This window comes from Corynebacterium wankanglinii, assembly GCF_013601005.1.
GTDB classification, from domain to species: domain Bacteria; phylum Actinomycetota; class Actinomycetes; order Mycobacteriales; family Mycobacteriaceae; genus Corynebacterium; species Corynebacterium wankanglinii.
Map to the genome: position 1 here is coordinate 399642 of NZ_JABFED010000002.1, position 25020 is coordinate 424661.

Annotated in this window: 22 protein-coding genes; 1 reads left to right on the forward strand and 21 read right to left on the reverse strand. The window is 64.6% G+C overall.

Annotated elements, in window-relative coordinates; all coding sequences use genetic code 11:
* Positions 1-27 precede the first annotated feature (27 nt).
* The 21 genes from ileS to HMA55_RS05010 all read right to left on the reverse strand — a co-directional run bounded on the left by ileS (position 28) and on the right by HMA55_RS05010 (position 24292).
* Positions 28-3204, reverse strand: a complete 3177-nt coding sequence (ileS, locus tag HMA55_RS04910) for an isoleucine--tRNA ligase (protein ID WP_181191940.1) — start codon at positions 3202-3204, stop codon at positions 28-30.
* Positions 3205-3449: 245 nt separating this feature from the next.
* Positions 3450-4469, reverse strand: coding sequence for a DivIVA domain-containing protein (locus HMA55_RS04915; protein WP_181191941.1), 1020 nt, complete (start codon positions 4467-4469; stop codon positions 3450-3452).
* Between the two features lie 127 nt (positions 4470-4596).
* Positions 4597-4908 carry a YggT family protein gene (locus HMA55_RS04920; protein WP_181191942.1) on the reverse strand — a complete coding sequence of 104 codons (312 nt, stop codon included), beginning with the start codon at positions 4906-4908 and terminating at the stop codon, positions 4597-4599.
* An 18-nt stretch (positions 4909-4926) separates the two neighbouring features.
* On the reverse strand, positions 4927-5445 hold the full coding sequence (locus tag HMA55_RS04925) for a cell division protein SepF (RefSeq protein WP_181191943.1): 519 nt from the start codon (positions 5443-5445) through the stop codon (positions 4927-4929).
* Positions 5446-5496: 51 nt separating this feature from the next.
* Complete coding sequence (locus tag HMA55_RS04930; protein ID WP_181191944.1) at positions 5497-6195, reverse strand: YggS family pyridoxal phosphate-dependent enzyme; 699 nt, start codon at positions 6193-6195, stop codon at positions 5497-5499.
* Positions 6188-6913 carry a peptidoglycan editing factor PgeF gene (pgeF, locus tag HMA55_RS04935; RefSeq protein WP_235961739.1) on the reverse strand — a complete coding sequence of 242 codons (726 nt, stop codon included), beginning with the start codon at positions 6911-6913 and terminating at the stop codon, positions 6188-6190. The genes HMA55_RS04930 and pgeF overlap by 8 nt, the downstream gene beginning before the upstream one ends.
* A 14-nt stretch (positions 6914-6927) precedes the next feature.
* Positions 6928-8133, reverse strand: coding sequence for a cell division protein FtsZ (ftsZ, locus tag HMA55_RS04940; protein ID WP_181191945.1), 1206 nt, complete (start codon positions 8131-8133; stop codon positions 6928-6930).
* A gap of 133 nt (positions 8134-8266) precedes the next feature.
* The gene (locus tag HMA55_RS04945; protein WP_181191946.1) at positions 8267-8914 is read right to left on the reverse strand and encodes a cell division protein FtsQ/DivIB; all 648 of its coding nucleotides are present in this window, start codon (positions 8912-8914) and stop codon (positions 8267-8269) included.
* On the reverse strand, positions 8915-10336 hold the full coding sequence (gene murC / locus HMA55_RS04950; RefSeq protein ID WP_181191947.1) for a UDP-N-acetylmuramate--L-alanine ligase: 1422 nt from the start codon (positions 10334-10336) through the stop codon (positions 8915-8917). It abuts the gene before it with no gap.
* The gene (locus HMA55_RS04955) at positions 10333-11427 is read right to left on the reverse strand and encodes a UDP-N-acetylglucosamine--N-acetylmuramyl-(pentapeptide) pyrophosphoryl-undecaprenol N-acetylglucosamine transferase (protein WP_181191948.1); all 1095 of its coding nucleotides are present in this window, start codon (positions 11425-11427) and stop codon (positions 10333-10335) included. Before HMA55_RS04955 ends, murC begins: the two co-directional genes overlap by 4 nt.
* Before the next feature lie 7 nt (positions 11428-11434).
* Positions 11435-12856, reverse strand: coding sequence for an FtsW/RodA/SpoVE family cell cycle protein (locus HMA55_RS04960; RefSeq protein ID WP_181191949.1), 1422 nt, complete (start codon positions 12854-12856; stop codon positions 11435-11437).
* Positions 12857-12904: 48 nt separating this feature from the next.
* Positions 12905-14338, reverse strand: a complete 1434-nt coding sequence (murD, locus tag HMA55_RS04965) for a UDP-N-acetylmuramoyl-L-alanine--D-glutamate ligase (RefSeq protein WP_181191950.1) — start codon at positions 14336-14338, stop codon at positions 12905-12907.
* Complete coding sequence (gene mraY / locus HMA55_RS04970; protein WP_181191951.1) at positions 14308-15414, reverse strand: phospho-N-acetylmuramoyl-pentapeptide-transferase; 1107 nt, start codon at positions 15412-15414, stop codon at positions 14308-14310. The genes murD and mraY overlap by 31 nt, the downstream gene beginning before the upstream one ends.
* 37 nt (positions 15415-15451) lie before the next feature.
* Positions 15452-16972: a UDP-N-acetylmuramoyl-tripeptide--D-alanyl-D-alanine ligase gene (locus HMA55_RS04975; RefSeq protein WP_181191952.1), complete on the reverse strand. Its 1521-nt coding sequence runs from the start codon at positions 16970-16972 to the stop codon at positions 15452-15454.
* Positions 16969-18465 carry a UDP-N-acetylmuramoyl-L-alanyl-D-glutamate--2,6-diaminopimelate ligase gene (locus tag HMA55_RS04980; protein ID WP_181191953.1) on the reverse strand — a complete coding sequence of 499 codons (1497 nt, stop codon included), beginning with the start codon at positions 18463-18465 and terminating at the stop codon, positions 16969-16971. Before HMA55_RS04980 ends, HMA55_RS04975 begins: the two co-directional genes overlap by 4 nt.
* A 23-nt stretch (positions 18466-18488) precedes the next feature.
* On the reverse strand, positions 18489-20489 hold the full coding sequence (locus HMA55_RS04985) for a peptidoglycan D,D-transpeptidase FtsI family protein (protein ID WP_374680589.1): 2001 nt from the start codon (positions 20487-20489) through the stop codon (positions 18489-18491).
* 106 nt (positions 20490-20595) lie between these two features.
* A complete protein-coding gene (locus HMA55_RS04990; RefSeq protein ID WP_181191954.1) occupies positions 20596-21309 on the reverse strand; it encodes a hypothetical protein in 714 nt (237 codons plus the stop codon).
* A 40-nt stretch (positions 21310-21349) separates the two neighbouring features.
* A complete protein-coding gene (gene rsmH / locus HMA55_RS04995) occupies positions 21350-22354 on the reverse strand; it encodes a 16S rRNA (cytosine(1402)-N(4))-methyltransferase RsmH (protein ID WP_181191955.1) in 1005 nt (334 codons plus the stop codon).
* 175 nt (positions 22355-22529) lie between these two features.
* Positions 22530-22964: a division/cell wall cluster transcriptional repressor MraZ gene (gene mraZ / locus HMA55_RS05000; protein ID WP_171192781.1), complete on the reverse strand. Its 435-nt coding sequence runs from the start codon at positions 22962-22964 to the stop codon at positions 22530-22532.
* Between the two features lie 410 nt (positions 22965-23374).
* Entirely contained in the window at positions 23375-23767 is a 393-nt protein-coding gene (locus tag HMA55_RS05005) for a DUF3040 domain-containing protein (RefSeq protein ID WP_181191956.1), read from the reverse strand.
* 90 nt (positions 23768-23857) lie between these two features.
* The gene (locus HMA55_RS05010) at positions 23858-24292 is read right to left on the reverse strand and encodes an SAV_6107 family HEPN domain-containing protein (RefSeq protein ID WP_181191957.1); all 435 of its coding nucleotides are present in this window, start codon (positions 24290-24292) and stop codon (positions 23858-23860) included.
* A gap of 151 nt (positions 24293-24443) precedes the next feature.
* On the opposite strand from HMA55_RS05010, the gene HMA55_RS05015 reads away from it, so the two are divergent.
* Positions 24444-25007: a GNAT family N-acetyltransferase gene (locus HMA55_RS05015; protein WP_181191958.1), complete on the forward strand. Its 564-nt coding sequence runs from the start codon at positions 24444-24446 to the stop codon at positions 25005-25007.
* The last annotated feature ends 13 nt before the right edge of the window (positions 25008-25020 follow it).

Genomic DNA, 25020 nt, shown 5'->3' on the forward strand with positions numbered 1-25020 from the left:
CTTAGCAGACAAGAAGGGGCCCAAGACCTAGCTGTTCTTACGAACAGTGGCGGTCACACCATCGATGACGTCGTGGCCCTCGACGGGCTCGGTGACCACGTCAAAGGATGTCGCCAGGGTCTCGGCGGCGATGTGCTCGGCGTGGGTGCGGGCCCAGGCCTCCTTCTCTGCAGGCACGGCCAGCACCACTGCGATGCGGTCGGAAACCTCGAAGCCCTCGCGCTTGCGGGCATCCTGCAGACCGCGGATCACGTCGGCGGCCCAGCCCTCAGCCTCGAGTTCCTCGGTGACCTCGGTATCGAGGACGACCAGGCCGACGGTTCCGTCGGCATCCACGCGCGCGGTGCTTTCCGGATTCTCCGCCACAAGGCGCTCCGTGTAGAGTTCAGGCGTGAGCACGATGTCGCCGTCGACCACCACGTCATCGCCGCGGCGCTCGTAGTTGCCGGCCTTGACGTTCTTGATGGCGCGCTGCACGTCCCTGCCCAGCGACGGCCCGGCCACCTTGGCGTTGACTACAACTTCGAAGGATCCGGCGGAATCGACGTCGTCAGTCAGTTCGACGTCCTTCACGTTCACCTCGTCGCGGATGGTGGAGCGGAACGGCTCCAGCGCCGCGGAATCCGGCAGCGCCACGGTGAGCTTCGGCAGCGGCAGGCGGTTACGCAGCTTGTTCGCCTTGCGCACCGACGACGCAGCGGAGCACACCGCGCGGGTGGCGTCCATCGCCGCGACGAGCTCGGCATCAGCCGGCAACTCGGTCGCCTGCGGGTAATCGGTCAGGTGCACCGAACGCCCGCCGGTCAGCCCGCGCCAGATCACTTCGGACACGTACGGCAGCAGCGGCGCCACCGCGCGGGAGACGACCTCCAGCACCGTGTAGAGGGTGTTGAAGGCCTCCGGGTGTGCCTCTTGGCCTGCCCAGAAGCGGTCGCGGGAGCGGCGCACGTACCAGTTGGTCAAGGTGTCGGCGTAGCGGCGCACCTCGTCGCAGGCGTCGGCGATACGGGTATCGTCCAGCGCCTCGCCGACGGATGCGACCAAGTCGTGCGTCTTGGCCAGGATGTAGCGGTCCAGCACGTTTTCCGAGGCCACCGACCACGCAGCTTCCTCGGAGGAGTACAGCTGGAGGAAGGTGTACGCGTTCCAGATGGGCAACAGCGCCTGGCGCACGCCCTCGCGGATGCCTTGCTCGGTGACGATCAGGTTGCCGCCGCGCAAGATCGGAGACGACATGAGGAACCAGCGCATGGCATCGGAGCCGTCGCGGTCGAACACCTCCATCACGTTCGGGTAGTTGCCTTTGGACTTGGACATCTTCTGCCCGTCGGAGCCCAGCACGATGCCGTGGGCGACAACCTTCTTGTAGGCCACGCGGTCGAACAGCGCGGTGGACAACACGTGCTGCACGTAGAACCAGCCGCGGGTCTGGCCGGAGTACTCCACGATGAAGTCGGCCGGCTGGCGGGTGTCGAACTCCTCGCGGTTCTCAAACGGGTAGTGGTACTGCGCGAACGGCATGGAGCCGGACTCGAACCAGCAGTCCAGCACGTCAGGCACGCGGCGCATCATGGACTTGCCGGTGGGGTCGTCCGGGTTGGGACGCACCAGCTCGTCGATATGCGGGCGGTGCAGCGACTCGGGGCGGGTGCCGAAGTCGCGCTCCAGCTCGTCGAGCGAACCGTAGACGTCCACGCGCGGGTACTCCGGGTTGTCGGACACCCACGCCGGCACCGGCGAGCCCCAGTAGCGGGTGCGCGAGATGTTCCAGTCGCGCGCGCCCTCCAGCCACTTGCCAAACTGCCCGTCGCGGATGTGCGCGGGGATCCACTCGATCTCCTGGTTCAGCTCGACCATGCGGTCGCGAATGTCCGTGACCTTCACAAACCACGCCGGCAGGGCCATGTAGATCAGCGGCTCGCCCGAGCGCCACGAGTGCGGATACGAGTGCACGATCGTCTGGTCGCGCACCACGCGCCCCTTCGCCCGCAGGTCGCGGATGATGTCGCGGTTCGCGTCAAAGACGAGCTTGCCCTCGTACTCCGGCACCAGCGAGGTGAATTTGCCGTCGGCGTCGACCGGGATGACCAGGTCGATGCCGTACTCCTGGCAGGTGAGCATATCGTCCTCACCGAAGGCGGGCGCCTGGTGGACGATGCCGGTGCCGTCCTCGGTGGTGACGTAATCCGCGTTGAGGATCATGAAAGCGTTGTCGTGGTCGCGGAAGTAGTCGAATACCGGCTCATACTCCAGACCCTCCAGCTGTGAACCGGCGTAGGTTGCCACAACCTCGTACTCACCGAGCTCCTTGCCGTAAGCCCCCAGCAGGCTCGTAGCGAGCAGCAACTGCTTATCGACGAAACCTTCGGCCCCATCCGCACCGACCTTGACCAACGAGTACTCCACCTCGGGGTGGACGGCCAGTGCCAAGTTGGACGGCAGGGTCCACGGGGTGGTGGTCCAAGCGATAGCTGCGGCGTCGTGAAGCTCGGTGTGCTCCGCCCACGTCTTCTCCGCCGCATACCCTGCACGCGCGCCGGTCAGCGGAAGCGTGACAGTGACGGTGGGGTCCTGACGGTCGCGGTAGGAATCGTCCAGACGCGTCTCCTGGTTGGACAGCGGGGTGTGCTCCGCCCAGGAGTACGGCAGCACGCGGAAGCCCTGGTAGATCAGGCCCTTGTCGTAGAGCTCCTTGAACGCCCACATGACCGACTCCATGTACTCCGGGTCCATGGTTTTGTAGCCGTTTTCGAAATCCACCCAACGCGCCTGGCGGGTGACGTAATCTTCCCACTCGCCGGCGTAGTGCATGACGGACTTGGCGCAGTACTCGTTGAACTTCTCCAGGCCCATGTCCTCGATCTGGGCCTTGTCGGTGATGCCCAGCTGCTTTTCCGCCTCCAGCTCGGCAGGCAGGCCGTGGCAGTCCCAGCCGAACACGCGCGGGACGTGGTAGCCGCTCATGGTGCGGAAGCGCGGGACGATGTCCTTGACGTAGCCGGTGAGCAAGTGACCGTAGTGCGGCATACCGTTAGCGAACGGCGGGCCGTCGTTGAACACGTACTCCTCGCAGCCCTCACGCTGCTCCAGGGAGGCCTGAAACGTGCCGTCGGTGTTCCAGTAGTTCAACACGGCGCGTTCCATGTCTGGGAAGCGGTCGCTGCCGCCCGTCATGTCAACCTTCGGGTAGACGTTGCCAACCATGACATCACTCCTTCAGCCGTGCAGGGACGCATTGCTGCGCGGTACCACCCTGCTTGGAAGGCCCAGCGGCCCTCCCACTTCATTGCGGTGAAGGAAGTTACGTCTTCCGTGTGTGACGTCCGGTTCTACTGAGCTTGACAGCCGTTCTTCCGGAAACGCTCCCCGGTGATGGCCGGATCAGTGCGTGTTACGAGTAACGCCCAGCATCCTACAACGATGCTGGGCGTTTGGGAAGAAACGGAGCGTTACTGCTCGTTCGGAGCGGAGCTAGAACGTGCCTCGAGCTCCTCGAGCTGGGATTCCAGCATCGTCTTCAAGCGCGTACGGTACTCGCGCTCGAAGGTACGCAGCTCCGCAATACGGTTTTCCAGGGCGGTCTGCTGCTGCTTCACCGTGTTCATGATCTCGGTGTGCTTGCGCTCGGCCTCGGACTTCAGCTTGGTGGCCTGCTCCTCCGCCTGGCGGATCTGCGCCTCGGCGCGGGAGTTCGCCTCACTGGTGGTTTCCTCGGCCTTCTTCTGCGCGTCAGTCACCAACTGCTTCGAACGGGTTTCCGCCTCCTGCAGCTGGGCGCGGGAGCGGGTGTTTGCGTCGTCGAGAACCCGCTTCGCCTTCGTCTTCGCCTCGTGGAGCTCGCGGTCCGCGGCATCCTGCGCATCCGCGATGAGGCTGGAAGCCTCACGCTGCGCGTCGGAGGTCAGGCGGTCCGCCATCTCCTGCGCCAGACCCAGGACCTTCGCGGCCTGCATGTGGTTCTGATCATACCGGTCCGTCTCGGCGGGGGTATTAACCGCGTCCCGTGTGGACGTCGATCCAGCGGTGTTGGCGGCTGCGGTGCGGGCGTCCGCCGCACGGCGGTCAGACTCAGCCTGCTTCTCCGCGTTCTGCTGGCGGTCCCGCTCGGACTTCTGCTTCTCCGCGTCCAGCTCAGACTTCGTGTTGCGCAGTTCGCGCTCCAACTCTTCCTTGGAGCGCTTGAGCGCACGCAGTTCCTCGTCGGCCTTGTTGCGAACCTCGGCCTCGATCTGGGTACGCAGTGCCTTCTCGTCGACACCGGAGCCCCCGGCCGCCGGAACGGCAGCAGACGTGCCCTGGGAAAGTTCCTCGACGCGCGCACGCAGTTCATCGTTTTCGTCCTGCAGCTGCGCGAGGGTGTCTTCCACGAGGTCGAGGAACTGATCAACCTCGTCCTCGTTGTAGCCCCGCTTGCCAATCGGCGGCTTGCTGAAAGCGACATTGTGCACGTCTGCTGGTGTCAGCGGCATTTGCATTCCCTTCGATAACTGTATGAGTACTCGCTCGCGCGAAGCATTATCTGCTGAATTGTAACGGTTCCGCCCCACGAGTGCAGCTCAGCATAGCTGGATAACGGGGGAAGATCTTCAGGTGACGCTAGCGAAGTGCCGGATTGATCATGGTGGCAGCGATAAGCATCTGCAAAACCATCAGCACGAAGAACACCACGATCACGCTCACGTCCAGGCCGACGCCACTCCCGCCCAACCGCAGGGGCGGGATAAGCCTGCGCAGGGCCTTCACCGGCGGATCGGTCACCCTAAAGACGGGCTCGGCCACCATAATGAACCAGTGTGGAGGGTCGAACTGCTTCGAAAACGCCTGCACCATCTCGATGATGATGCGCACAATCACCAGTAGCGAATACAGCCCGACAAGGGCGTAGAGAATTGCTCCGAAAAGTGCCACGCCGTATCACCCTACCGGCTAACGCAGGCCGGCAGCACGCTTGAGGTCTTCCTTCTCCACCCTCGCGTTCTCGGGCACGATCGCAAACACGCGCTTGCGGCTCTCGGAACCCCGGGAGAGGTTGTGCATGTTGCCGCGGAGTGCGAAGCACAGGCCGGCGGCAAAGTCAACGATGCGCTTCGCGTCTGCGGTATCCAGATCGGTCAGATCCATCACCACCGCATCGCCATCGCGGAACGGCTCGCCGATCTCTTTGGCGTCGTTGTAGTTGCGCGGCGCCGCAGTGACAATGTGTGTGGTCGCCCGGTAGCTGGGGCGAGCCGGCTCGCGCAACGGTTCCCGGCGCTCGCCGATCGCCGCGCGCTCAACGCGTGACGGGCGCTCAGGACGCTCCACACGGTCGTAGGCCGTGGAGCCGGCGGCAGCGCCCGCAGCGGCTCCTGGGGCGTATTGCGGGTCGTCGTAGTAAGCGTCGTCCTCGCCGTGATCGACGGGGCCGAGGCCGAAAAAGTCTTTAGCGCTGTCGAAAAAAGACATACGGGAGGCTCCTTATGTACGGGCGTAATTGTCGGGGAGGTGAAGTGGAATTTAGCGTACGGGGCGGGGGCCGAGGAGGGCAGTTCCGACACGCACGATATCGGACCCACACGCGATCGCTTCACGGAAATCACCACTCATACCTGCGGAAAGTCTCAACTTCCGGTTGAGCTCCGCCCCGTAGGCATCTGTCAGCGCCCGGGCTTGAGAGAAGACTTCGCGCGGCTCGGCATCGAGCGGCGGCACCACCATAAACCCGGCCAGCTCTAGGTGTTCTGCACCCTCTAACGCTTCCACGATGCCGGGCACCTTATCCGGGGTCGCGCCACCTCGCGCGGAATCGCCGTCGTAGGACAACTGAACCATGCACGGCAGCACCGCGGCGGTTCGGTCGCCGCGCTCGAGAGCGAGCGTCATGCCGCGCTCGAGACCGTGAGCCAGTTTCAGCGTGTCCACGGAATGGACTTCGGCGGCCCAGCGCGCCACCGAATTCGCTTTCTTGGTCTGGATCTGGCCGATCATGGCGATGCCGCAGCGACCCGCAAGGTGCGCCGCTTTTTCGCGCGCCTCCTGCTCTCGGTTCTCCCCCACCAGGGTGAAGCCGTAGTCCGCAAGCTCGGCAATGCGCTCCACGGGGTGGAACTTGGTCACCGGGAGCAAAGCGACGCTGCCTTCGGCGCGTCCAGCCGCGCGCTCTGCTTCACGGATCTGCTGGCGGAGGGTTTCCAGGTTGTATTCGAGATCAGACATCAGGCATCCAAACTACGCCGGCTTGGCGCCCGGTGACGCCTTCCCTGCGGTGAGAGAAAAAGTCGGTGTCGGTGATCGTGTCACGCGGATCTGCGTCGATGTGGGTCACGCCCAGGCTCATCAGCTGGCGCACCAGCCCGGCGCGGATGTCAAGACCTGCCGATCCCCGTTTCGTCCTTGTACGCGAGCCGGGCAGGTGCTTTTCCACGTCGGCCGCCATCGTGTCCGGCACCTCGTATGATTCCCCGCCTGCAGCGGGCCCGAGCAGTGCTTGGATCCGGGAGGGCTGCGCGTCGAGCTCGACCATTGCGTCCACCGTGTTTTTCACAATCCCGTTGCGGGCCCCCATCCGGCCGGCGTGGGCTGCGCCGATCACCCCCGCAGTGTGGTCGGACAGCAACACCGGGGTGCAATCGGCGACGAGGACGCAGAGCGCGAGGTTTTTCTCCCTGGTAACGAGTGCGTCGGTGGCCTCGACGGGGGTTGCCGAAGGTGCGTCGATAGGCGTGACTGTGTTGGTGTGGAGCTGCTCCATCCAGACGAACCGTTCCTCGGGTAGCCCGAGGATGTCGGCCAGCCGAGCGCGGTTAGCGGCGACCGCTGCAGGGTCGTCGCCTACGTGGGCGCCCAGGTTGAACGATTCGTATGGGGCAGCAGAAACCCCGCCCGCACGGGAGGTAAACACCATGCGGACGGGGCGAGCGGAAAGATCTGGCATGCACGCCAGCTTAACTACCGCATGAAGTCGGGCACATCCACGTCGTCGAAGCCGCCGTCGAAGCTACCGTCGGAGCCGGTGTCGCGGCGCTCGTGGCTATCGCGGTCGGCGCGGTCGGCGCGGTCACGGTCGGTGAACAACCCGCCGCGGGATGCCTCGTAGCGGTGGCGCGGTTGGTAGTCGTTCCGCTTCGGTTCCGACTCAACGACCTTGGTGGAGGTCTGCTCCGGCTGCGGAGCCTCCTGCTCGGCAGGTTCAGCGGAGCGGGCGTTCGCCTTCTCGTCGAAGCCGGTGGCGATGATGGTGACGCGGACCTCGTCGCCCAAGTTGTCGTCGATGATGGTGCCGAAAATGATGTTTGCGTCTTCGTCGGCCTTCTCCTCCACGATGGAGGCGGCATTGTTGACCTCCATCAAGCCGAGGTCGGAGCCGCCAGCGACGGAGATGAGCACACCCTTCGCGCCCTCCATGGTGGTTTCCAGCAGCGGGGAGTTGATGGCCTGCTCGGTAGCCGTCATCACACGGTTCTCGCCGCGGGCGGAGCCGACGCCCATGAGCGCCGAGCCGGCGTCCGCCATCACGGAGCGCACGTCGGCGAAGTCCACGTTGATCATGCCCGGGATGGTGATCAGGTTGGTGATGCCCTGGACACCGTTGTAGAGCACCTCGTCTGCGGCGCGGAACGCTTCCATCATGGACAGCTCCGCGTCGCCGAGCTGCAGCAGACGGTCGTTCGGGATGACGATGACGGTGTCGCAGACTTCCTTCAGATTCTCGATGCCTTCGAGCGCCTGACGGGTGCGTCGCTTGCCCTCGAAGGTGAAGGGGCGGGTGACCACGCCGATGGTCAGCGCGCCCATTTTCTTCGCGATGCCGGCCACCACCGGTGCGGCACCGGTGCCGGTGCCGCCACCCTCGCCGGCGGTGACGAAGACCATGTCGGAGCCCTTCAAGGACTCTTCGATCTCCTGCTTGTGGTCCTCCGCGGAGGTGCGACCTACCTCGGGGTTCGCGCCCGCGCCGAGGCCGCGAGTGGCCTCGCGCCCGATATCGAGCTTCGTATCGGCGTCGGTGAACAGCAGCGCCTGGGAGTCGGTGTTGATAGCGACGAATTCGACGCCTTTGAGGCCTTCCTCGATCATGCGGTTGACGGCGTTCACGCCGCCGCCGCCGACTCCGACGACGCGGATCATGGCGAGGTAGTTGGCGGGAGAGGTCATGGTGGTGGTCTCGCCTTTCACAAGTTGGTTTTTGCAGTTGCTACCCATCTTGTGTGAAAGCTGCCGAATTTTGGTTTTCTGGGTCGGCGTGTCACAACCCTAAACCTGTACTTTAGGGTTGTGACCTGCGGATTTAGCGCGAGGTTACCAACTCCGGGTTCGAAATATTGAAACTCTGCCCCGGCAGTTGCAGCACCGTCTCAAGCGCCAGCGCCTTGTTGCGGTTGTCCTCTGCCGCGCCCCACACGACTGTCCTGTCGCCCTCCGCTTTGAGCACAAAGTTGTGGGCGCCGTCAGTAGTGAGCTCACGGACCTGCGGGCGTGCGGGGTCCGTGATGGCGGCGGCCACCTCGACGGCCTCCCGCATCTGTTCGTCACCGATCCCCGTCAGCTGCACCGCCCCTACCGGCGGCTGCGCAACCACGAAGTCTTTCCCCTCGCTGTTGATCAGGTGGGGCTCACCGGACTGGTCCAACCACGCAACGGGAGTGTGTTCCACCACGGTGATATCGACCGCGTTCGGCCACTGCCGCTTCACCGTCGCGGAATCGACCCACGGGTTGCCGGCGACGCGGTGCGCCGCGCCGCGGACGTCGACGCGGCCCATGGGGGTGCCCGCCTCGATCCCGGACAACGCTTCAACTTCCTCGGCGGGCAGGTTCACAGCGCCCTCGACGTTTACGGCATCGACGGGCATGGCCGGGGTAAACGGCAGTGCCGCCACCACTGCGGCGATCAAGGTAATACAGCCGATGACGACGGCGATGGAGCGCCGCGACATTTATGCCCCCCGCAGCGCGTCGAGAATCTCGTCCGCGAGCATGGTGACGCTGCCAGCTCCCATGGTCAACACGAGGTCACCGGGTGCGGCCGAAGTCGCCACCGTGGCCGGAGCAGCCGAGAAGTCCGGCTCCAGACGAACGGGCACGGTCATCTGTTCAGCGATGATGCGGGAGGTCACCCCCTCCACCGGGGTCTCGCGGGCTCCGTAAATGTCCAGCAGAATGCACTCGTCGCTCAGCGAAAGCGCGTCGGCGAACTCGGCCGCGAATTCTTGGGTGCGCGAGTAGAGGTGGGGCTGGAAGCACACGATCACTCGCGCGCCATTGCCTTCCGCCGCCACCTTGTCGCGCGCGGCGGTGAGGACCGCGGCCACCTCGGTCGGGTGGTGTGCATAGTCGTCGTAGACGCGGGTGCCGCCTATTTCGCCTTTGAATTCGAAGCGGCGGCGGACGCCGGAAAATTCGGACAATCCCTGAGCGAGCTTCGCAGGATCGGCCCCCACCAGCGCACCCGCGAGCAAGGCGGCCGCCGAGTTCAGGACCATGTGACGCCCCGGGATGGCCATGGTGTACATCACGTCACCGGAGATGCGCTCGGTGCGAAGCTGAACGTCTACCACGGTGTGTTCGCCGTCCTGGCGCTCTCCTGTCACCACAGCACCCGCCGGGATTTGCGGGTGCCGCGCGGCTGCCTCCGCGGTGCCGTAGCCGGAAACCGTCAATCCGCGCTCGATGGCGCGCTCGCCGCAGGCGGCAGCGTTGTCATCGTCGAGGCAGACCACTACGTGCTTGGCGATGTCCGCGAAATCATCGAAGACCTTGAAGTACTTCTCGCGCGTGCCGTAGAAATCCAGGTGGTCCGGCTCGATGTTCGTGATCACCGCGACATCCGGGGAGTATCGCAGCAGGGACGCATCAGATTCATCGGCTTCTGCGACGAATACGTCGCCGTGACCGTGATGCGCGTTCGTCCCTGCGCGGTTGAGCTGGCCGCCGATGGCGAACGAGGGGTCCTCCCCCGCCGCCTGCAGCGCCACGACCGCCATTGAGGTAGTGGACGTCTTCCCGTGCGTTCCTGCGAGCAGCAGCTGGGTGGAGCCTTCCATGAGTTCAGCCAACAGATCCGAGCGGCGCAGCAGCGGGATGCCCTCGCGCTTAGCGCGCACCAACTCCGGGTTGTCCTGGGGAATCGCCGCAAAGCTGGTCACTACCGCCGTTGGCAGCTCGCCGGCAAGCTCCAAGTTTGCCTCGTCGTGGCCGAGCGCGATCTTCGCGCCCTTCGCCCTGAGTGCGCGAACCGGGCGGGAATCCTTCGCGTCAGAGCCGGTTACGGTTGCGCCGCGGTCGAGCAAGATGTGTGCGACGCCGGACATGCCGGCACCGCCGATGCCAATGAGGTGCACGCGGGAGAGATCTGTCATTGTGGGTCCTTTCCAGCAGCCGCGGCGATGCGCCCGGCGAGGTCTGCGGCGACACTGCCAGCGCCCGAATCTTTCAGCGCCGCGCGCATCGTCGCACGAGCCTCGGGGTCTTGCAGGGGCAAAAGCCTATCGACGAGCACGTCACCGTTTAACGCCGCATCGTCGATACGCAGCGCCGCCCCGGTGGACACGAGGTGGGCTGAGTTCAGGCCCTGCTCGCCGTTTCCGTGCGGCAGCGGTATGTAGATGGCGGGAAGGCCCGCCGCCGAATTCTCGGCCACGGTCATCGCGCCGGAGCGGCACACCACGACGTCGGCCACGGCGTAGGCGGCCTCCATGTCGTCGATGTACGGCACCGCGGTGTAATGGTCGTGCTTGGCCGGCGCATCGTTTTTACGGCCGTAGGCGTGCAAAATCTGGTATCCCGCCGCAGTCAGCCGCTCCACTGCGCCGGCGAGTGCGGTATTGATGCTCACCGCGCCCTGGGACCCGCCGGTGACCAGGATGGTCGGCCGATCCGGGTCTAAGCCCCACATTCGCAGTCCCCGTTCACGCTTGGCGCCGTCCGGGTCCACTCCCACACCAGGGCGGACAGGCACACCGACCACGTCGCCAGCCATGCCCGAGTTCGGCACCGCGTTGAAGCCCGTGCCGCCGAGCTTCACACCCAGCTTGTTCGCCATACCGGCCAACGCGTTGGTTTCGAGGACAAAGAAGGGCAGGCCGAGCGACTTCGCCGCCAGATACGCGGGCGCGGAGACATAGCCGCCGGTGCCGAACACGGCCCTCGCCCCGGTGAGCTTCATCGCTTTGCGGGCTTGGCGCACGGAGCGGCCCAACTTAAACGGCACGCCCGCCAACTTCCACGGTTGCTTGCGGGGAATCGGCACTGGGTCGATCAGGGCGAGTTCAAAACCGCGGGCCGGCACGATAGTGGTTTCCAACCCGCGCTCGGTACCGAGCGCGACAACGTTGGCCCCGTAGACGTCGCGAAGCACCTCTGCGACAGCCAAGGCGGGTTCGATGTGTCCCGCGGTGCCTCCGCCTGCGACGACAACGCTGAAGTGGTCGTGGTCAGTGGTTGCGTTCATAACTCTCCTAACGCCGCGGGGTGGGCCTGTGCGGCTGACCATGGTAGCCCCGCCCGCTCTGGGTCACCGGGGTGCCGTAACCCTCGCGACGCGGGGCCGCCGCCGGTGCGGCAGGACGCTGCTGCAGCGCACGGGGTTCTCCGATGAAGAAGATGCGGTCAAACACTGGCCTGCCGTAATTTTGCATGGAGGACACTGCGTCTGGCTCGTGCCGAGCCACCGACGCGAGCACTCCCATCGCGCCCAGGGTGAAAACCGCGGAGGAGCCGCCGGCAGACAGCATGGGCAACTGGATGCCAGTGACCGGCAGCAGCCCGACGACATACCCCATATTGATGAAGGCCTGGGACACCACGGTCGCCGTCAGGGACGCCGCCATGAGTGTCTGGTACTGCGTCTGCGCCCGTCGGGCCGTGCGCAAACCGAAAAAGCCGAGCATTGCAAAAAGGAAGATAACTAGCGCGCCGCCCCACAGGCCGAGCTCCTCTCCGATCACCGCAAAGATGAAGTCGTTTCGCGCCTCCGGCAAGTAGAACCACTTGGCGCGGGACTGGCCCAACCCGACACCGAATATGTGCCCGTCTGCGAGAGAAAGAAATCCCTGGTGCGACTGGAAGGCCACGCCCTTGGTGTCGTCGAAATGACCGTGCAGCGCGTCGAAGTAGACGTGGAAGCGGTTGGAGCGGAAGCCGCCGGAGAAGAACATCACCAACAAGGCGATAAAACCGGACGCAACCACCACTCCGACCGCCTTCATTGACACGCCCGCAAACAGGAGGATGAACGCAACCACCACAGCGAGCGACAGGGCCATGCCCATGTCGCCCTGCATCCCGATCAGCGTGACACACAGAAGCGACACGGTGAGGAAGGCGGCAAAGCCGTTGTCGGGGGCGCTCAAACGGCGCGGATCCTTATTGGCGAGGATTTTCGCGCCCCACATTGCAATGGCCACACGAGCGAACTCGGAAGGCTGCAGGCGCAGCGGGCCCGCAACGAGCCAGGATTGGGATCCCACCTCTTCGCGCCCCGTGCCGAGCGGGGTGAGTACGGCGACGAGTAGCACGATGGCGATGACCATCAGCCAATTGCTCAGGTTGCGGAGCCGCTCGGGCGGGGTCTTGAGCGCAGCCCAGAACGCGATGAGACCAAGCCCCACCATGACGCACTGGCGCGCGGCTTGGGACCAGACGCTGGCGCTCGCGGCGAACGACGTCGCCATCGACGAGCTCATCACCATCACCACGCCAAGCCCCGCAAGAAACAGCACGATGCTGCGGATCATCGTGTAGTCGATCAGGGGACGTGCATCGAGCGCGTCTCGGAAGCGCCTCGCCGCGGCGCTGAGCTTCGATTCGGGAGCGGGTGCCGCTTTGCGCGGCGCGGCCGGCCTAGAAGCACGTTGCCGGGGTGCGCGTTGAACCGTCATGCTGCCCTTTCGATTGGAACGGCGAAAAACCTCAACCTCTAGTTGAGCTTACTTGTTGTCCGGGTGCCAGTGTCGCATTGCGGCGGCCGCAAACGCGTCGCCACGCGCCGACATTCCGGAAAACATGTCCAAGCTGGCCGCCGCTGGCGCCAACAGCACCGTATCCCCTGGTTGTGCCTGCGCGGCCGCCCAGCTCACCACCTCGTCCATCGCTTGCTCCGCATCGTCTGAATCGGAGACGAACACCGGGATGTCCGGAGCGGTCTGCGCCAGCGACAGACGGATGAGTTCCCGGTCGGCCCCCAGCAGAGCCACCGCGCGGAACTGCGGTGCGTGCGCCTTCACCACCGCGTCGACGCTGGCCCCCTTCAGCTGCCCGCCAGCCACCCACACCACGCTCCCCGCGCCCGTGAGCGCGGAATCGGCGGCGTGCGGGTTGGTGGCCTTCGAGTTATCCACCCAATCCACCCCGCCTGCTGAGTGCACGACCGCACCGCGGTGCCCCTCTACCTCGTATGCGCTCAGCGCGTGCCGGATGTGCTGCGGCGTTGCCCCCTGGGTCAGCGCCACCGCAGTGGCGGCGAGCGCGTCGAGCACCCCGGCCGCCCCCGCGGGTTCAATGCCGTCGGCACTGACAACATCGACGGTTTCGCCGCCAAGCTTTGCGACGATGCGTCCGCCCACCACCCCGACTTGCCCATCCGCGGGTTCCCCGAGGGTGAATCCGATAATGTCCGCGCGGCCAGTGTCGCTGGCGAGGCGCGCCACCTCAGCATCGTCGATGCCGGCAACCGCTACGGCAGCGTTGAGCACCTTCGCTTTAGAAGCCGCGTAATCGGCGAAGCTCCCGTGCCAATCGATGTGGTCGTCGGCGAGATTGAGCAGCACGCCAGCGTCCGGCACCAGCTCCGATGACCAGTGCAGCTGGAAACTGGACAGCTCCGCGACCAGCACGTCTAGGCGCTCAGGCGCGAGCATCGCCTCGCCCACTGCGACGCCGATGTTGCCGCACGCACCGGCGCGCCGACCTGTGTCTTCGCCCGCCGCAATCATCATCTGCGCGAGCATGCCGGTCGTGGTCGTTTTACCGTTCGTGCCGGTAACTACGAGCCAGGTGCGCGGCGGGCCGAACACGCCGGCCCGGTCGAGCCGGAAGCACAGCTCCACGTCGCCGATGACCTCGATGCCGGCCTCCATCGCGTCGATAAGCAACGGCGTATCCGGACGCCACCCCGGGGAGGTGACTAAGAGGTCAACCTCGGGGAAGCGCGAGCGGGCCTCGGCGCCGCTGCAGGCGGCGTACCCCAGGGCCTCCGCACGAAGGCGGCCGCCCTCGGTGTCGTCGACGACGGTGAAGGCGGCGCCGGCGGCTGCGAGCAGCCGGGCGGTGCCTAGCCCGGATACGCCCGCGCCGGCGACGAGTATCGGGCCGGATAGAATGGCTGGCCGCGTCACAGGCTTGCCCCGTTCTGGGACAGCCATTCTCCGTAGAAGACGGCCAAGCCCAGCATGACTGCCATCGCGGAGATGATCCAGAACCGTACGACCACTGCGGTCTCGGGCCAGCCTCCGTTTTCAAAGTGGTGATGGAACGGCGCCATGCGGAATACCCGCTTGCCGGTGGACTTGAACGACGCCACCTGAATGACCACGGAGGCGGCCTCCAAGACGAACAGTGCGCCGATGATGATCATCAGCAGCTCGGTACGCGACCCGACGGATAGCCCTGCCACCAAGCCTCCGAGTGCGAGCGAACCGGTGTCGCCCATGAAGATCTTTGCCGGGGCGGCGTTCCACCACAAAAAGCCCACGCACGCGCCAAAGCCGGACGCCGCCAGGATTGCCAGATCCAGCGGGTCTCTGACGCTGTAGCAGCCCGCAGCGGCGACCGCGTCGCAGGAGTTCCGGAACTGCCAAAACGTAATGGCCACGTAAGCGGCCATCACCAGCGCGGTAGTGCCGGCGGCCAAGCCGTCCAGGCCGTCAGTGAGGTTCACAGCGTTCGACCACGCCGCGAGCAGGATGTAGATGAAGATGAGGAAGATTATCGTGCCGATCGTCCCGCCGCCCAGCGTGAGATTGATCGTTTCCATGTCCCGCACAAAGCTTAAGAACGGCGATCCGGGGGTCAGCCCGTTTTCGTCCGGGAACCGCAGGAGCACCACGCCGAACACCAGCGCGATCGCCAGCTGTGCTATCAATTTCGCGGTCTTGTTCAGACCGAGGTTGCGGCGCATGAACAGTTTGATGCCGTCATCTGCGAAGCCGACGAGGCCGAGCGAGAGCGTGAGAAACAGCACGATCAAGCCGGTGGCGGTGAACGCGGAGTGCCCGGTGATCAAGGCGGCGACGCTGCCACCCAGGTACCCCATGGTGATGCCGGCGAGGATGGCCAGCCCGCCCATCGTCGGGGTGCCGCGCTTCCGGGCGTGGGACGCCGGACCGTCCTCGCGGATCTCCTGCCCCATAGCCCGCCGGTTGAAGTACCGGATCAGCGTGGGGGTGAGAAAGATCGAAACCAGGAAGCTGATAATTCCGGCGCAGATAACTTGAACCATGGAAGTCTGTACCTTGCTATTTCTCTACGTCGCGTTTCTACCTAAGCGTATGCCCTTGCAAGAGCGCTTCTGCCACTACCCACAGCCGGGCCGCGTTGGAAGCTTTGACCAGCACTACGTCGCGGTCCTCGCGGTCACGCCAATTGTCCTCGCCGGTGGGCGGTGACGCCAAGAGTTCCCGCACGGCCTGCGTGGCCGCGTCCGTGTCTGGAACTGGCGTGGTGCGAATGCCGTGATCCGCGGCGCGTTCGTTCAGCGCCGCCATAGCCTCCGACTCGCCGACGGCGACGAGATGCGTAACCCGGTATCGCGCCAGTTCGTCGGCGAGCAGGGCGTGTGCTTCTACTGCACCCTGGCCCAGCTCGCTCATCTCACCGAGCACCGCCACCGATCGCACGCCAGGGCGGGCTGCGGCGGTGTAGCCAAGCGCTGCGATAGCCGCTCGCATGGATTCCGGGTTGGCGTTGTAGGCATCATTGATCACGGTGACACCGTCGGCGCGCGTGTTCACATCCATCCGGTTGACGGATACGGAATGCGCACTAGACAGCGCCTGCGCAACCGTCTCCGCGTCCATGCCCAGCTCAGTTCCCACGGCGGCTGCAGCGAGCGCGTTGCCCACCTGATGAGCACCGAAGACGCCGAGCTCGACGCGCTGTGGCTCGCCCTTTGGGGTGTGCATAGTAAACGACGCGCGCGCTACCGCGTCGAGCTCCACGTCCGTGGCGTAGTAGTCGGCGGCAGTGTTGCCGGTCTCAGAGAAGGTCACCACCCGCGCTTGGGTTCGAGACGCCATGCCCGCCACCAGCTCGTCGTCAGCGTTGAGCACGGCCACGCCGCTGTCCGGCAGCGCCTCCACGAGCTCCCCCTTCGCCCTCGCGATGTTTGACCGGGAGCCGAACTCTCCGATGTGGGCGGAACCGACGTTGAGCACCACACCGATAGTGGGCGGCGCAATGGTGGCCAAGTGGGCGATGTGTCCGATGCCGCGGGCGGACATTTCGGCCACGAGAAAGTCGGTGTCTTCAGTGCAGCGCATCACCGTGTACGGGTGGCCAATCTCGTTGTTAAAGCTGCCGGGTGGCGCGACCGTTTCGCCCGCGCGCGACAGCACCGCGGCAATCAGGTCCTTTGTTGAGGTCTTGCCTGCCGAGCCGGTCACGCCGACGATGGTCAGCCCATGCTCCGCAGTCAGCTCGCGGGCAACTGCAGCGGCGAGCTTGGACATCCCGTCCACCACTCCCGCCGCAGACCCGTCTGGGTCGTTGACGGCAAGGTCCGAGTTGTCCCCTTCGCGCGGCGGACGCTTCTCGACGATCACCGCCGGCCTGCCCACCTCCCGAGTAGTCAGCGCGGCGACCGCGCCGGCTTCGGCAGCCTTATCCACGAAGTCGTGGCCGTCCACGCGCGCCCCCGGAAACGCGATGAATAACCCGCCGGGGCCGATCTTGCGGGAATCAAACTCCACAAACCCGGTCACATGCGCGTCCGGATCCGCCTCCGGGCTGACCTGCCCGCCGGTGATGTCGGCGATGCGCGCCAACGTCATGTCGATCATGCTCGCACTCCCCTTTCTCTGATGGCCCTGCGCATCTCTTCACGGTCGTCGAAGTGCAGCTTTTGGGTGCCCACGAGCTGGCCGACTTCATGGCCTTTGCCCACCACTATTACGGCGTCGCCCGGCTGCGCCCACGCCACGACCGCATCAATGGCCTCGCCGCGGGGACCAACTTCCTCGATCGTCGCGTCCGTTCCAGCCCCGCGCGCGCCCTGGAGCACGGCGGCACGGATCGAGGCCGGGTCTTCCGTACGCGGGTTGTCGTCGGTAACAACGACGAAGTCCGCTCCACGCGCGGCCTCAGCGCCCATCAGCGGGCGCTTGGATGTGTCGCGGTCTCCGCCCGCACCGACAACCACACCGATGCGCCCCTCGACCTGGCCGCGCAAGGTGGCCAGAACCGCACCGATCGCGGCGGGTTTGTGGGCGTAGTCCACGACGGCGACGAAGGGCTGGCCTTCGTCGATACGCTCCATGCGCCCCGGGACAGCGGCCTGCTCCAACCCGCCGAGGAACGCCCGCAGATCCACGCCTGCGGTCTGGGCCATCGCCGCGGCTAGGGCCGCGTTTGCGACGTTAAAGGCACCCGGCATGGGAAGGGTGAACTCGTACGTGTCGGCTGCGTCGAGCCGGATGCGTTGAGACCCCTGGTCGTCGATGCTCACCAGCTCCGCCGTAATGTCCGCCCCAGTGGTCGTGCCGACAGTGACCGGATCCGCGGCGAGGGCGGCCATGCGCAGACCCCACTCGTCGTCGACACAGATGACGCTGCGTTTCGCCCGCAGCTCGCTCTCCGGGCTAAAGAAGAGGGCCTTGGCCTGGAAGTAGTCTTCCATCGACGGGTGGAAGTCCAAGTGGTCCTGCGAAAGGTTCGTAAACCCGGCGATGTCAAAATCTGCACCGGCGACCCGGCCCAACATCAGCGCATGGGACGACACCTCCATCACCACGTGCGTGACCCCTTCATCTCGCATCTGGGCGAATAGCCGCTGCAGCATCGGAGCCTCAGGAGTGGTCAGCTCCGTAGCAACGTCACGGCCCATGATCTTCGTGCCTGTGGTGCCGATCAGCCCCACCTTGCACCCGGCGGCACTAAGCCCTTTCTCCAGCAGGTACGTAGTTGTGGTCTTGCCCGAGGTGCCAGTAATGCCCAAGAGCATAAAGCTTTGCGACGGGTGCCCATACACCTCCGCCGCCACACGGCCCAAAATTGCCCGGACATCCTCTACCACCAGCACCGGACGGCGGTCCACAGTCTGCTGGATGATGGCCAACCCAGCTTCATCAGTGAGAATTGCACCAGCCGCAGAGTCGAAAGCGTAGGTGGCGCCATGCACCCGAGTGCCTGGCAAGGCGGCGAACAACCCCCCGGGTTCCAGGTTGGAAGAATCGAGCCCGATAAAGCTCACCGGCATGGGCGCGCTCGGCGGGTTAACGGTGCGAGCGTTCGCGATCTCGGCGAGGTGCTGCAACGTCGTAGTCGCGGTAGTCATTGCGTAAGCCTCCTTATTCCCCACTATTCCCCCTGCAATCGGTACGGCTCAGCCGGCGGGCTCAGCGGCACGTTTTCGCGGTTGAGCAGCCAACCGGCAATCTGTTTGAACACCGGGGCGGCGGATTGACCGCCCGAGCCGCCGTGGAGAACGCCTCGCTGCGGCTCGTCCAGCATGACAGCCACGACGAATCGGGGATCGTTGGCGGGTGCGATCCCAGCAAACGTGATCCAGTAGGCGCTCTGCGAGTATGCGCCGGTATCCGGGTTGACCTTCTGCGCGGTGCCGGTCTTGCCGGAGAACTGATATCCCTCGAGGGTGTTGCCCTGTGCGGTGCCGTTGTTAATGCCCGCGGGGTCCTCTTGGAATGCGGAGCGGAACATGTCCACGGTGGTGCGCGCGGCCTGCTCGCTGACAACGCGGGTGTGCTCCGGCTCCTCCTGCGGGATCGGCTCCCCGTCCGGGCCGGTAATGCTCGCAATAATTCGCGGCTGGATACGCTCCCCGTCATTGGCTAGAGCTTGATACACGCTAGCCATCTGCAGCGCCGTCCAGCTCATACCCTGGCCAATAGGCAGATTCGCGAAGGTGCCGCCGGACCATTGCTCCAGTACCGGAAGCAAGCCGGACGATTCGTTCGGCAGCTCGATGCCTGTGCTCTGACCGATGCCGAAACGGTTGAGGTAGTCCGCGTAGCGTTCCTCCCCTAACCGTTGCGCCAGTTGGAGCGTACCTACGTTGGAAGACTTTCCGAAGATGCCGGCGGTGGTGTACGGCATCACGCCGTGCTCCCACGCATCCCGGACCGTGATTCCCGCCATGTCGATGGAGCCGGGCACTTGGTGGACCTCAAACGGATCCGTCAGACCTTGGTCGATCGCCGCCGCAGCCGTAATCACTTTCGCCACCGAGCCGGGCTCAAACGGGTGAGAGACGCTGGGATTTTCGAAGTCCTTCCCTTTCTTAATCTGTTGCTCGATGTCGCCGTTCGGGTTGATCGCATCGGTGTTGGCCATCGCCAGCACCTCACCGGTGTGTGCGTCGAGTACCACGGCCTGGGCCTCTTTCGCCAGCGAGTTGGCCTTGGCCTGTTCCAGCGCCTGCTGCACGTACGTCTGCAGGTCGAGATCGATCGTCAGCTCGATACGCGAGCCGCCGACAGCGGGAACCACGTCCCGGAGCGAACCCGGAATGGATTGTCCGCCCGCGGAGACATCCTCCGTCGAGCGCCCGTCGATACCGGTGAGGTCGGCGTCCCTGGATGCCTCGAGGCCAAACTGGCCCTGCCCGTCCATAGACACCTTGCCGATGATGTTCTCCCCCACAGCGCCGTTCGGGTACTGACGAATGTCCTGGTGGTCTGCGGCAATGCCGTGGAATGTCTCCGCCACCCGGGCCGCGACGTCGGGATCGACGTTGCGCACCAAGACCTCATAACTGGAATCGGCGTGCAGTTTGTCCAAGATCTCCTTGGCGCTGACCTGTCCGACCTTTGTGGTGGGCTCTGCGGTCGCGGTGTTCGCGGGGGTGTCGCTGACAACCTCACCGTCGCCGATCATGCCGGGGATCTCGTTCGCCATAGTGCGCAGCACATCTTCCACGCGAGCATCCACCTGGGCGGCAATATCTTCGTTGGACAGCCCGTCTACGCGCATTTGCAGTTCCTGCTGCTCCTTCAGCTCACTGCGCAGCTGCACCGGCGAAACAGTCAAGGAGCGTGCCTGCATCGTGTAGGCCATTTTGTTGCCGTCGCGGTCCACAATCTCACCGCGGCGTGCCCGGTCGACGTAGGTGCGACTGCGCTGATCGTTGGCCTGCTCGCGCAGGTCATCGCCGATGATCACTTGGACCCAGAAAAGGCGGCCGATGAGCAGGGCCGCCACTGCCAGAAACGCAATGCCGAGCCAGTAGGCCCGCTTGCCGGTGATCTGTTTCTGCGGAGCCGGAGCCGTGTGTGGCCCCCTAGCTGGCTCGCCATGCTGCTGAGACCTCTGCGTGGTAGCGCTCTTGCGTGGCACGTTCACTGCCCACCTCCTTCATCCGCCTCTCCCAAGTGCAAAATTCCACCGTGCATGTCGCCGTTCATCATGCCCCGCTCATTGGGGATACGGCGGTGCGCCACGCCACCGCCTACGGCTGTGCCGGAACACTGGCCTGGTACGGGGCCAGATTGGCCGCATGCGGGGCGTGAGCTGAACGACCCGGGCGCTGGGTGAGCGAATCTTCCAGATCCTTCGTCGCCCTCTCGTCGGAGGATGCGCGAGAGCCAGGCAGACCGGCACCATTGACGTCCACGAGCTTGGTGGCGGACTCAGGGTTGTACGGGCGCTGCTCCTGCGCGTGACCCGCCTCGTCCACCGCGACCACCCCCGGCTCGCCAGCCAGAACCATCCCCATGGCGTCCGCGCGCTGCGCTAAAGCAGCGGCGGATCGGCGATCCTCTAGGTCCCGGTTGAGGGATTCGACCTCGTTGGCCAGCTGCTGCTCCTTAGCCTGCAATTTCTGGATGGTAAAGGTTTGCGTTGTGGCAACGCCGGAGAGGATCATCGCCGCCGCGATGCCCACGAAAAGCAGCGGCAACGCAATCTGGGACAAGGAAGAGAATTTGGTGCGAGTTTGAGCGGTGGCCACCCGTCGCCCGCGCACGGACACGACCTGGTTGGAGCCCAAGCGACCACCGGACTTCGGGTGCCTCTCGTGCGGTTTGACACCCGGCATGGTGCGCACAGAGTTCGCTGGGGTCGCCGCGTTCGCTGTGCTCGCTGGGTGCACACGGGTTGCTCCCTGCTCGCTGCGGCGCGGGGTGCGGGTCAGCGTTGCCGATCGCGTTGCTCGTGCGGCCATGGTGTCCGTCCTTTGTCGGGCTGAGAGGGTGTTGGGCGGGTTAGGTAGTTGGGCGAAGTTTTTCTATGCAGCGCACCCTCACGGGAGCTGCTCGCGGATTCCGCTCGATCTCCGCTTCTGGCGCCTTCTCCGCGCCCCGGGTGACGGTGCGGAAGGCGGGTTCGGTGCCGGGGAGATCCATCGGCAGTCCCGCCGGGGTCTTCGATGAGGTCAGATCCGCGAACGCGGCCTTGACAATCTTGTCTTCCAAAGACTGGTAGCTCATGAACACCGCGCGCCCACCCACACCGAGCAGGTCAGTGATGACCGGCACCACGTTCTCTACTGCCTCGAGCTCGCGGTTGACCTCAATGCGCAGGGCTTGGAAGGTGCGCTTTGCGGGATGGCCGCCCGTGCGCCGGGTTGCGGCAGGAATCGTTGCGTAGAGCAGCTCGACCAATCGCGCCGCTCGGTCGAACGGTTCGCGCTCGCGCTCGGCGACAACCGCCGAAGCGATCTTGCCCGCGAAGCGCTCGTCGCCGTAGGTCTTGAGAATCCGGGCCAGGTCCCCGTGGCTGTAGGTGTTCAATACCTCGGCCGCAGTGATGCCGGCGGTCTGGTCCATGCGCATGTCCAGCGGGGCGTCACCCCTGTAGGAAAAGCCCCTCTCCTCCTGGTCGAGCTGCATCGACGACACGCCGAGATCAAACAGTGCGCCAGCGATGCCATGCTTGCGGGCGGCGTCAAAAATTGGGCCCTGCCCGTTGTCGATGGCTTCGTCGACGTGGTCGAAGCGCGCTTGTACGGCGACAAACCGCTCAGCGAAAGGCGCTAAACGTTCGGACGCCTGGCGCAGCGCGTTCGGATCCCGGTCCACACCGATGACGCGAACCTGGGGAAATACGCTGAGAAAGTGCTCCGTGTGGCCGCCGGCGCCGAGCGTGCCGTCGACAAGCACTGCATTCTCTCCGAAGAGCTCAACGGCGGGAGCGAGGAGTTCGGCCATGCGATCGCGCATGACGGGGACGTGCCCGTGCGGGTCATCAGCGAGCGTGAAGTTCGCCATGGTGAGCCCTCCGTGTCCCTTACTTTCGCGTCGTTGGTCTGCAGTTTGGGGAGCGCATAGAGCCCTGCCCGGGGCGGCTGTTCTGATGTCGGGGAAGTACACCAGAACGCTTCACGCCCCGGACAGAGTCCGTACACGCTCTCCGTAATCGTCGCCCGCTGCGGGGTAGTCAGCCCTACAGCAGACCGGAGAGAATGTCGTCGTCATCCGCCGCGGAGAACGCGGCTTCAGTTTCTTCTTGATACTTATTCCAGGACTCGAGGTCCCAGATCTCGAGAAAATCCACCGAACCGATGACCACGCATTCCTTAGACAGGTTTGCGTACTCGCGGTGCGCCGGGGACAGGGTGATCCGACCGGACCCGTCCAGCGTCTGCTCATCTGCACTGGCAGCCAGATTGCGGATGAACGCGCGCGCCTTGGGGTTGGTGCGGGATGCCGCTGCGGCCTTTCGGGCGCGTGCGGCGAACTCGTCGCGCGGGTACACCGCCAGCGAGTGATCCTGCCCCTTAGTCACCATCAACCCGTCTGCGAGGTCCTCGCGGAACTTCGCAGGCAGGGTCAGACGACCTTTGTCATCGAGCTTGGGAGTGTAGGTTCCCAGAAACATCCGGCGACCTACCTTCCTTCACCTTCCGACGTTGGCTGTGAAATTTTCTCGGCTTCGTTCTGCGGTGTGCACGTAGTCAAGATGCACGCCACATCACTCCGCTGGGCCCCACTTTAACCCACTTCTCCCCACAAACGCCACACTCTGACCCAATTTCCCTTGATAGCCCCATATTTACGCAGGCAGAGGCATCAATCTGCCGTGGGGGCTCAGCCCGTACTGCGCTATCACTTGACTCACTTCGCGTACATAGAGCCCCTCGTACCCCAGCTTTTACCGCGGAATGCCCGCCGCGGCGCCGCGGCAGCGTTCGATTTGGCGCCGGGTGGGGAGAAGTGGGGGAAATGTAATCGGGCAATAAGAAACGCCTCCCCGTGCCGGGGAGGCGTCAAGTGCTAGTAACCGTCTACTTACTGGCGGTCTTCGAAGCGTCGGCGAAAACTCTCTTCCATGCTCGCGCCTCGCTGTGTACGCGGTTTCGATTGCCGCACCGCACGAGAGGATGTGGAGGCGGACTGGGCCGGAGTACGCAACGCCATAATGCCGCCGAACAACATCACCGCGAAGCCGATGATACTGAGCACGACGGTCCACGTGCTCCAACTCGCAAGCGCCACACCGCCGAGGAGAAGCACCAGCCCAAGAACGATGAGCGCGACGCTGCGCATGGTGAGCTGCCCAGTCTTAGGTGAGGAACCGAAGCCGGAATCGGGCACCACACTGCTGCCGAACTTAGGGTCGTCCGCGAAGAGCGATTGCTCAATTTCGCGCAACGCCCGCATTTCCTGCTCAGATAGAGACACTGCTCACTCTCCCGATACCGATGGCGGACTGACATTAGTCATATAACGGTCATCCTACGCAGATTGTTCCCCGCTCCCGCCATTCTGGAGTTACGCGGCGATAGGCTCCTCTCCGCCCAATGTCGCACCGTAGAAATCCTCGGCATCAGCCAGCAGTCGATGCACTACCTCGGCCCCCGGGTCCGACTCGATGCCGGAGGCGACCCTCCCCCGCTGCGCAGAGTAAGCCTGGAATACCTTCGCCCAGCGGGCGCCATCCACTCCGGTGAGAGCGAGCTTGTCCCACGCGCTAGTGGGTAGGCGCTTTCTCTTGCGCAGGATGGACGAAGCCGCATTGCGGGCGCCTGCCACCCGAAGCGCGGCCCGGTAAGCATTCTCCATGGCGAGATCGTGCCGGCCGGCTTCAAAATCATCGTGTGCCTGGGAGATCAGCCCCTCTGCTGCGCTGAGGAATTGCTCTGCGCGGCCCGACCGCGCTCCCGCCCCGTAAACCGCCCCAGTCGTCGCCGACATCACGCTTGCCATTCTCAGTTCCTCCTGATCGCCGTGAAGTTCTGTTCTCGTGCGGCCACCCTAAAACACCCGTTCGACACCTCCGCACAATCTATGAACATGTGTTCGAATCCTTTTTATGTAAAGTTTCCCGCTGCCACGGTTCAAGTGCTTCCATTAAGCTATGACTCCAACCATTCAGCGCCTCACCCCCGCCGAGTTCGTCATGCTCGTCCCCGTGCTCGTGGATCTTTACATCGAGGCCATGGAATACGCCCCGTCGATGCGGCCTCAACGCATCCGAGTGTGGAAGGGCGAAGTGCGCTCTCCTGGATTTACGGCTGTAGCGGCAATAGACGCGAATGAAGTGGTGGGCGTCGCTTACGGATTTCTGGGAACGAGGGAGCGCTGGTGGGACCGCCAGCTTGTCCGCGCGATGGAGGAAAACGGTGGGCTCTCTCAGATAGATAGGGCCATGCTCCACAACTATTTCGAGGTTGCGGAGGTGCACGTCTCCCCCTCCCGCCAAGGCGACGGCATTGGCTCTCGCCTCCTCGCCGAACTGTTGCGGGGTGTGCCCGCTCGCTGGGCTCTGTTGTCCACGCCGGAAGTAGCCGGGGAGGCGAACAACGCTTTTAGTTTGTACCGCAAGTTCGGCTTCGTGGACGTCGCGAGACACTTTTACTACGAAGGCGACAGGCGGCCGTTCGCTATCCTCGCCCTCGATCTGCATAGCTCCACTGGGTAGGGTTACCTGGGAC

Excerpts from the sequence above, each read along its gene's own strand:
- ileS (WP_181191940.1), bottom strand. The coding sequence starts at position 3,204 with ATGGTTGGCAACGTCTACCCGAAGGTTGACATGACGGGCGGCAGCGAC.
- HMA55_RS04915 (WP_181191941.1), bottom strand. The coding sequence starts at position 4,469 with ATGCCGCTGACACCAGCAGACGTGCACAATGTCGCTTTCAGCAAGCCG.
- HMA55_RS04925 (WP_181191943.1), bottom strand. The coding sequence starts at position 5,445 with ATGTCTTTTTTCGACAGCGCTAAAGACTTTTTCGGCCTCGGCCCCGTC.
- HMA55_RS04930 (WP_181191944.1), bottom strand. The coding sequence starts at position 6,195 with ATGTCTGATCTCGAATACAACCTGGAAACCCTCCGCCAGCAGATCCGT.
- pgeF (WP_235961739.1), bottom strand. The coding sequence starts at position 6,913 with ATGCCAGATCTTTCCGCTCGCCCCGTCCGCATGGTGTTTACCTCCCGT.
- ftsZ (WP_181191945.1), bottom strand. The coding sequence starts at position 8,133 with ATGACCTCTCCCGCCAACTACCTCGCCATGATCCGCGTCGTCGGAGTC.
- HMA55_RS04945 (WP_181191946.1), bottom strand. The coding sequence starts at position 8,914 with ATGTCGCGGCGCTCCATCGCCGTCGTCATCGGCTGTATTACCTTGATC.
- murC (WP_181191947.1), bottom strand. The coding sequence starts at position 10,336 with ATGACAGATCTCTCCCGCGTGCACCTCATTGGCATCGGCGGTGCCGGC.
- HMA55_RS04955 (WP_181191948.1), bottom strand. The coding sequence starts at position 11,427 with ATGAACGCAACCACTGACCACGACCACTTCAGCGTTGTCGTCGCAGGC.
- HMA55_RS04960 (WP_181191949.1), bottom strand. The coding sequence starts at position 12,856 with ATGACGGTTCAACGCGCACCCCGGCAACGTGCTTCTAGGCCGGCCGCG.
- murD (WP_181191950.1), bottom strand. The coding sequence starts at position 14,338 with ATGGCTGTCCCAGAACGGGGCAAGCCTGTGACGCGGCCAGCCATTCTA.
- mraY (WP_181191951.1), bottom strand. The coding sequence starts at position 15,414 with ATGGTTCAAGTTATCTGCGCCGGAATTATCAGCTTCCTGGTTTCGATC.
- HMA55_RS04975 (WP_181191952.1), bottom strand. The coding sequence starts at position 16,972 with ATGATCGACATGACGTTGGCGCGCATCGCCGACATCACCGGCGGGCAG.
- HMA55_RS04980 (WP_181191953.1), bottom strand. The coding sequence starts at position 18,465 with ATGACTACCGCGACTACGACGTTGCAGCACCTCGCCGAGATCGCGAAC.
- HMA55_RS04990 (WP_181191954.1), bottom strand. The coding sequence starts at position 21,309 with ATGGCCGCACGAGCAACGCGATCGGCAACGCTGACCCGCACCCCGCGC.
- rsmH (WP_181191955.1), bottom strand. The coding sequence starts at position 22,354 with ATGGCGAACTTCACGCTCGCTGATGACCCGCACGGGCACGTCCCCGTC.
- mraZ (WP_171192781.1), bottom strand. The coding sequence starts at position 22,964 with ATGTTTCTGGGAACCTACACTCCCAAGCTCGATGACAAAGGTCGTCTG.
- HMA55_RS05010 (WP_181191957.1), bottom strand. The coding sequence starts at position 24,292 with ATGGCAAGCGTGATGTCGGCGACGACTGGGGCGGTTTACGGGGCGGGA.
- HMA55_RS05015 (WP_181191958.1), top strand. The coding sequence starts at position 24,444 with ATGACTCCAACCATTCAGCGCCTCACCCCCGCCGAGTTCGTCATGCTC.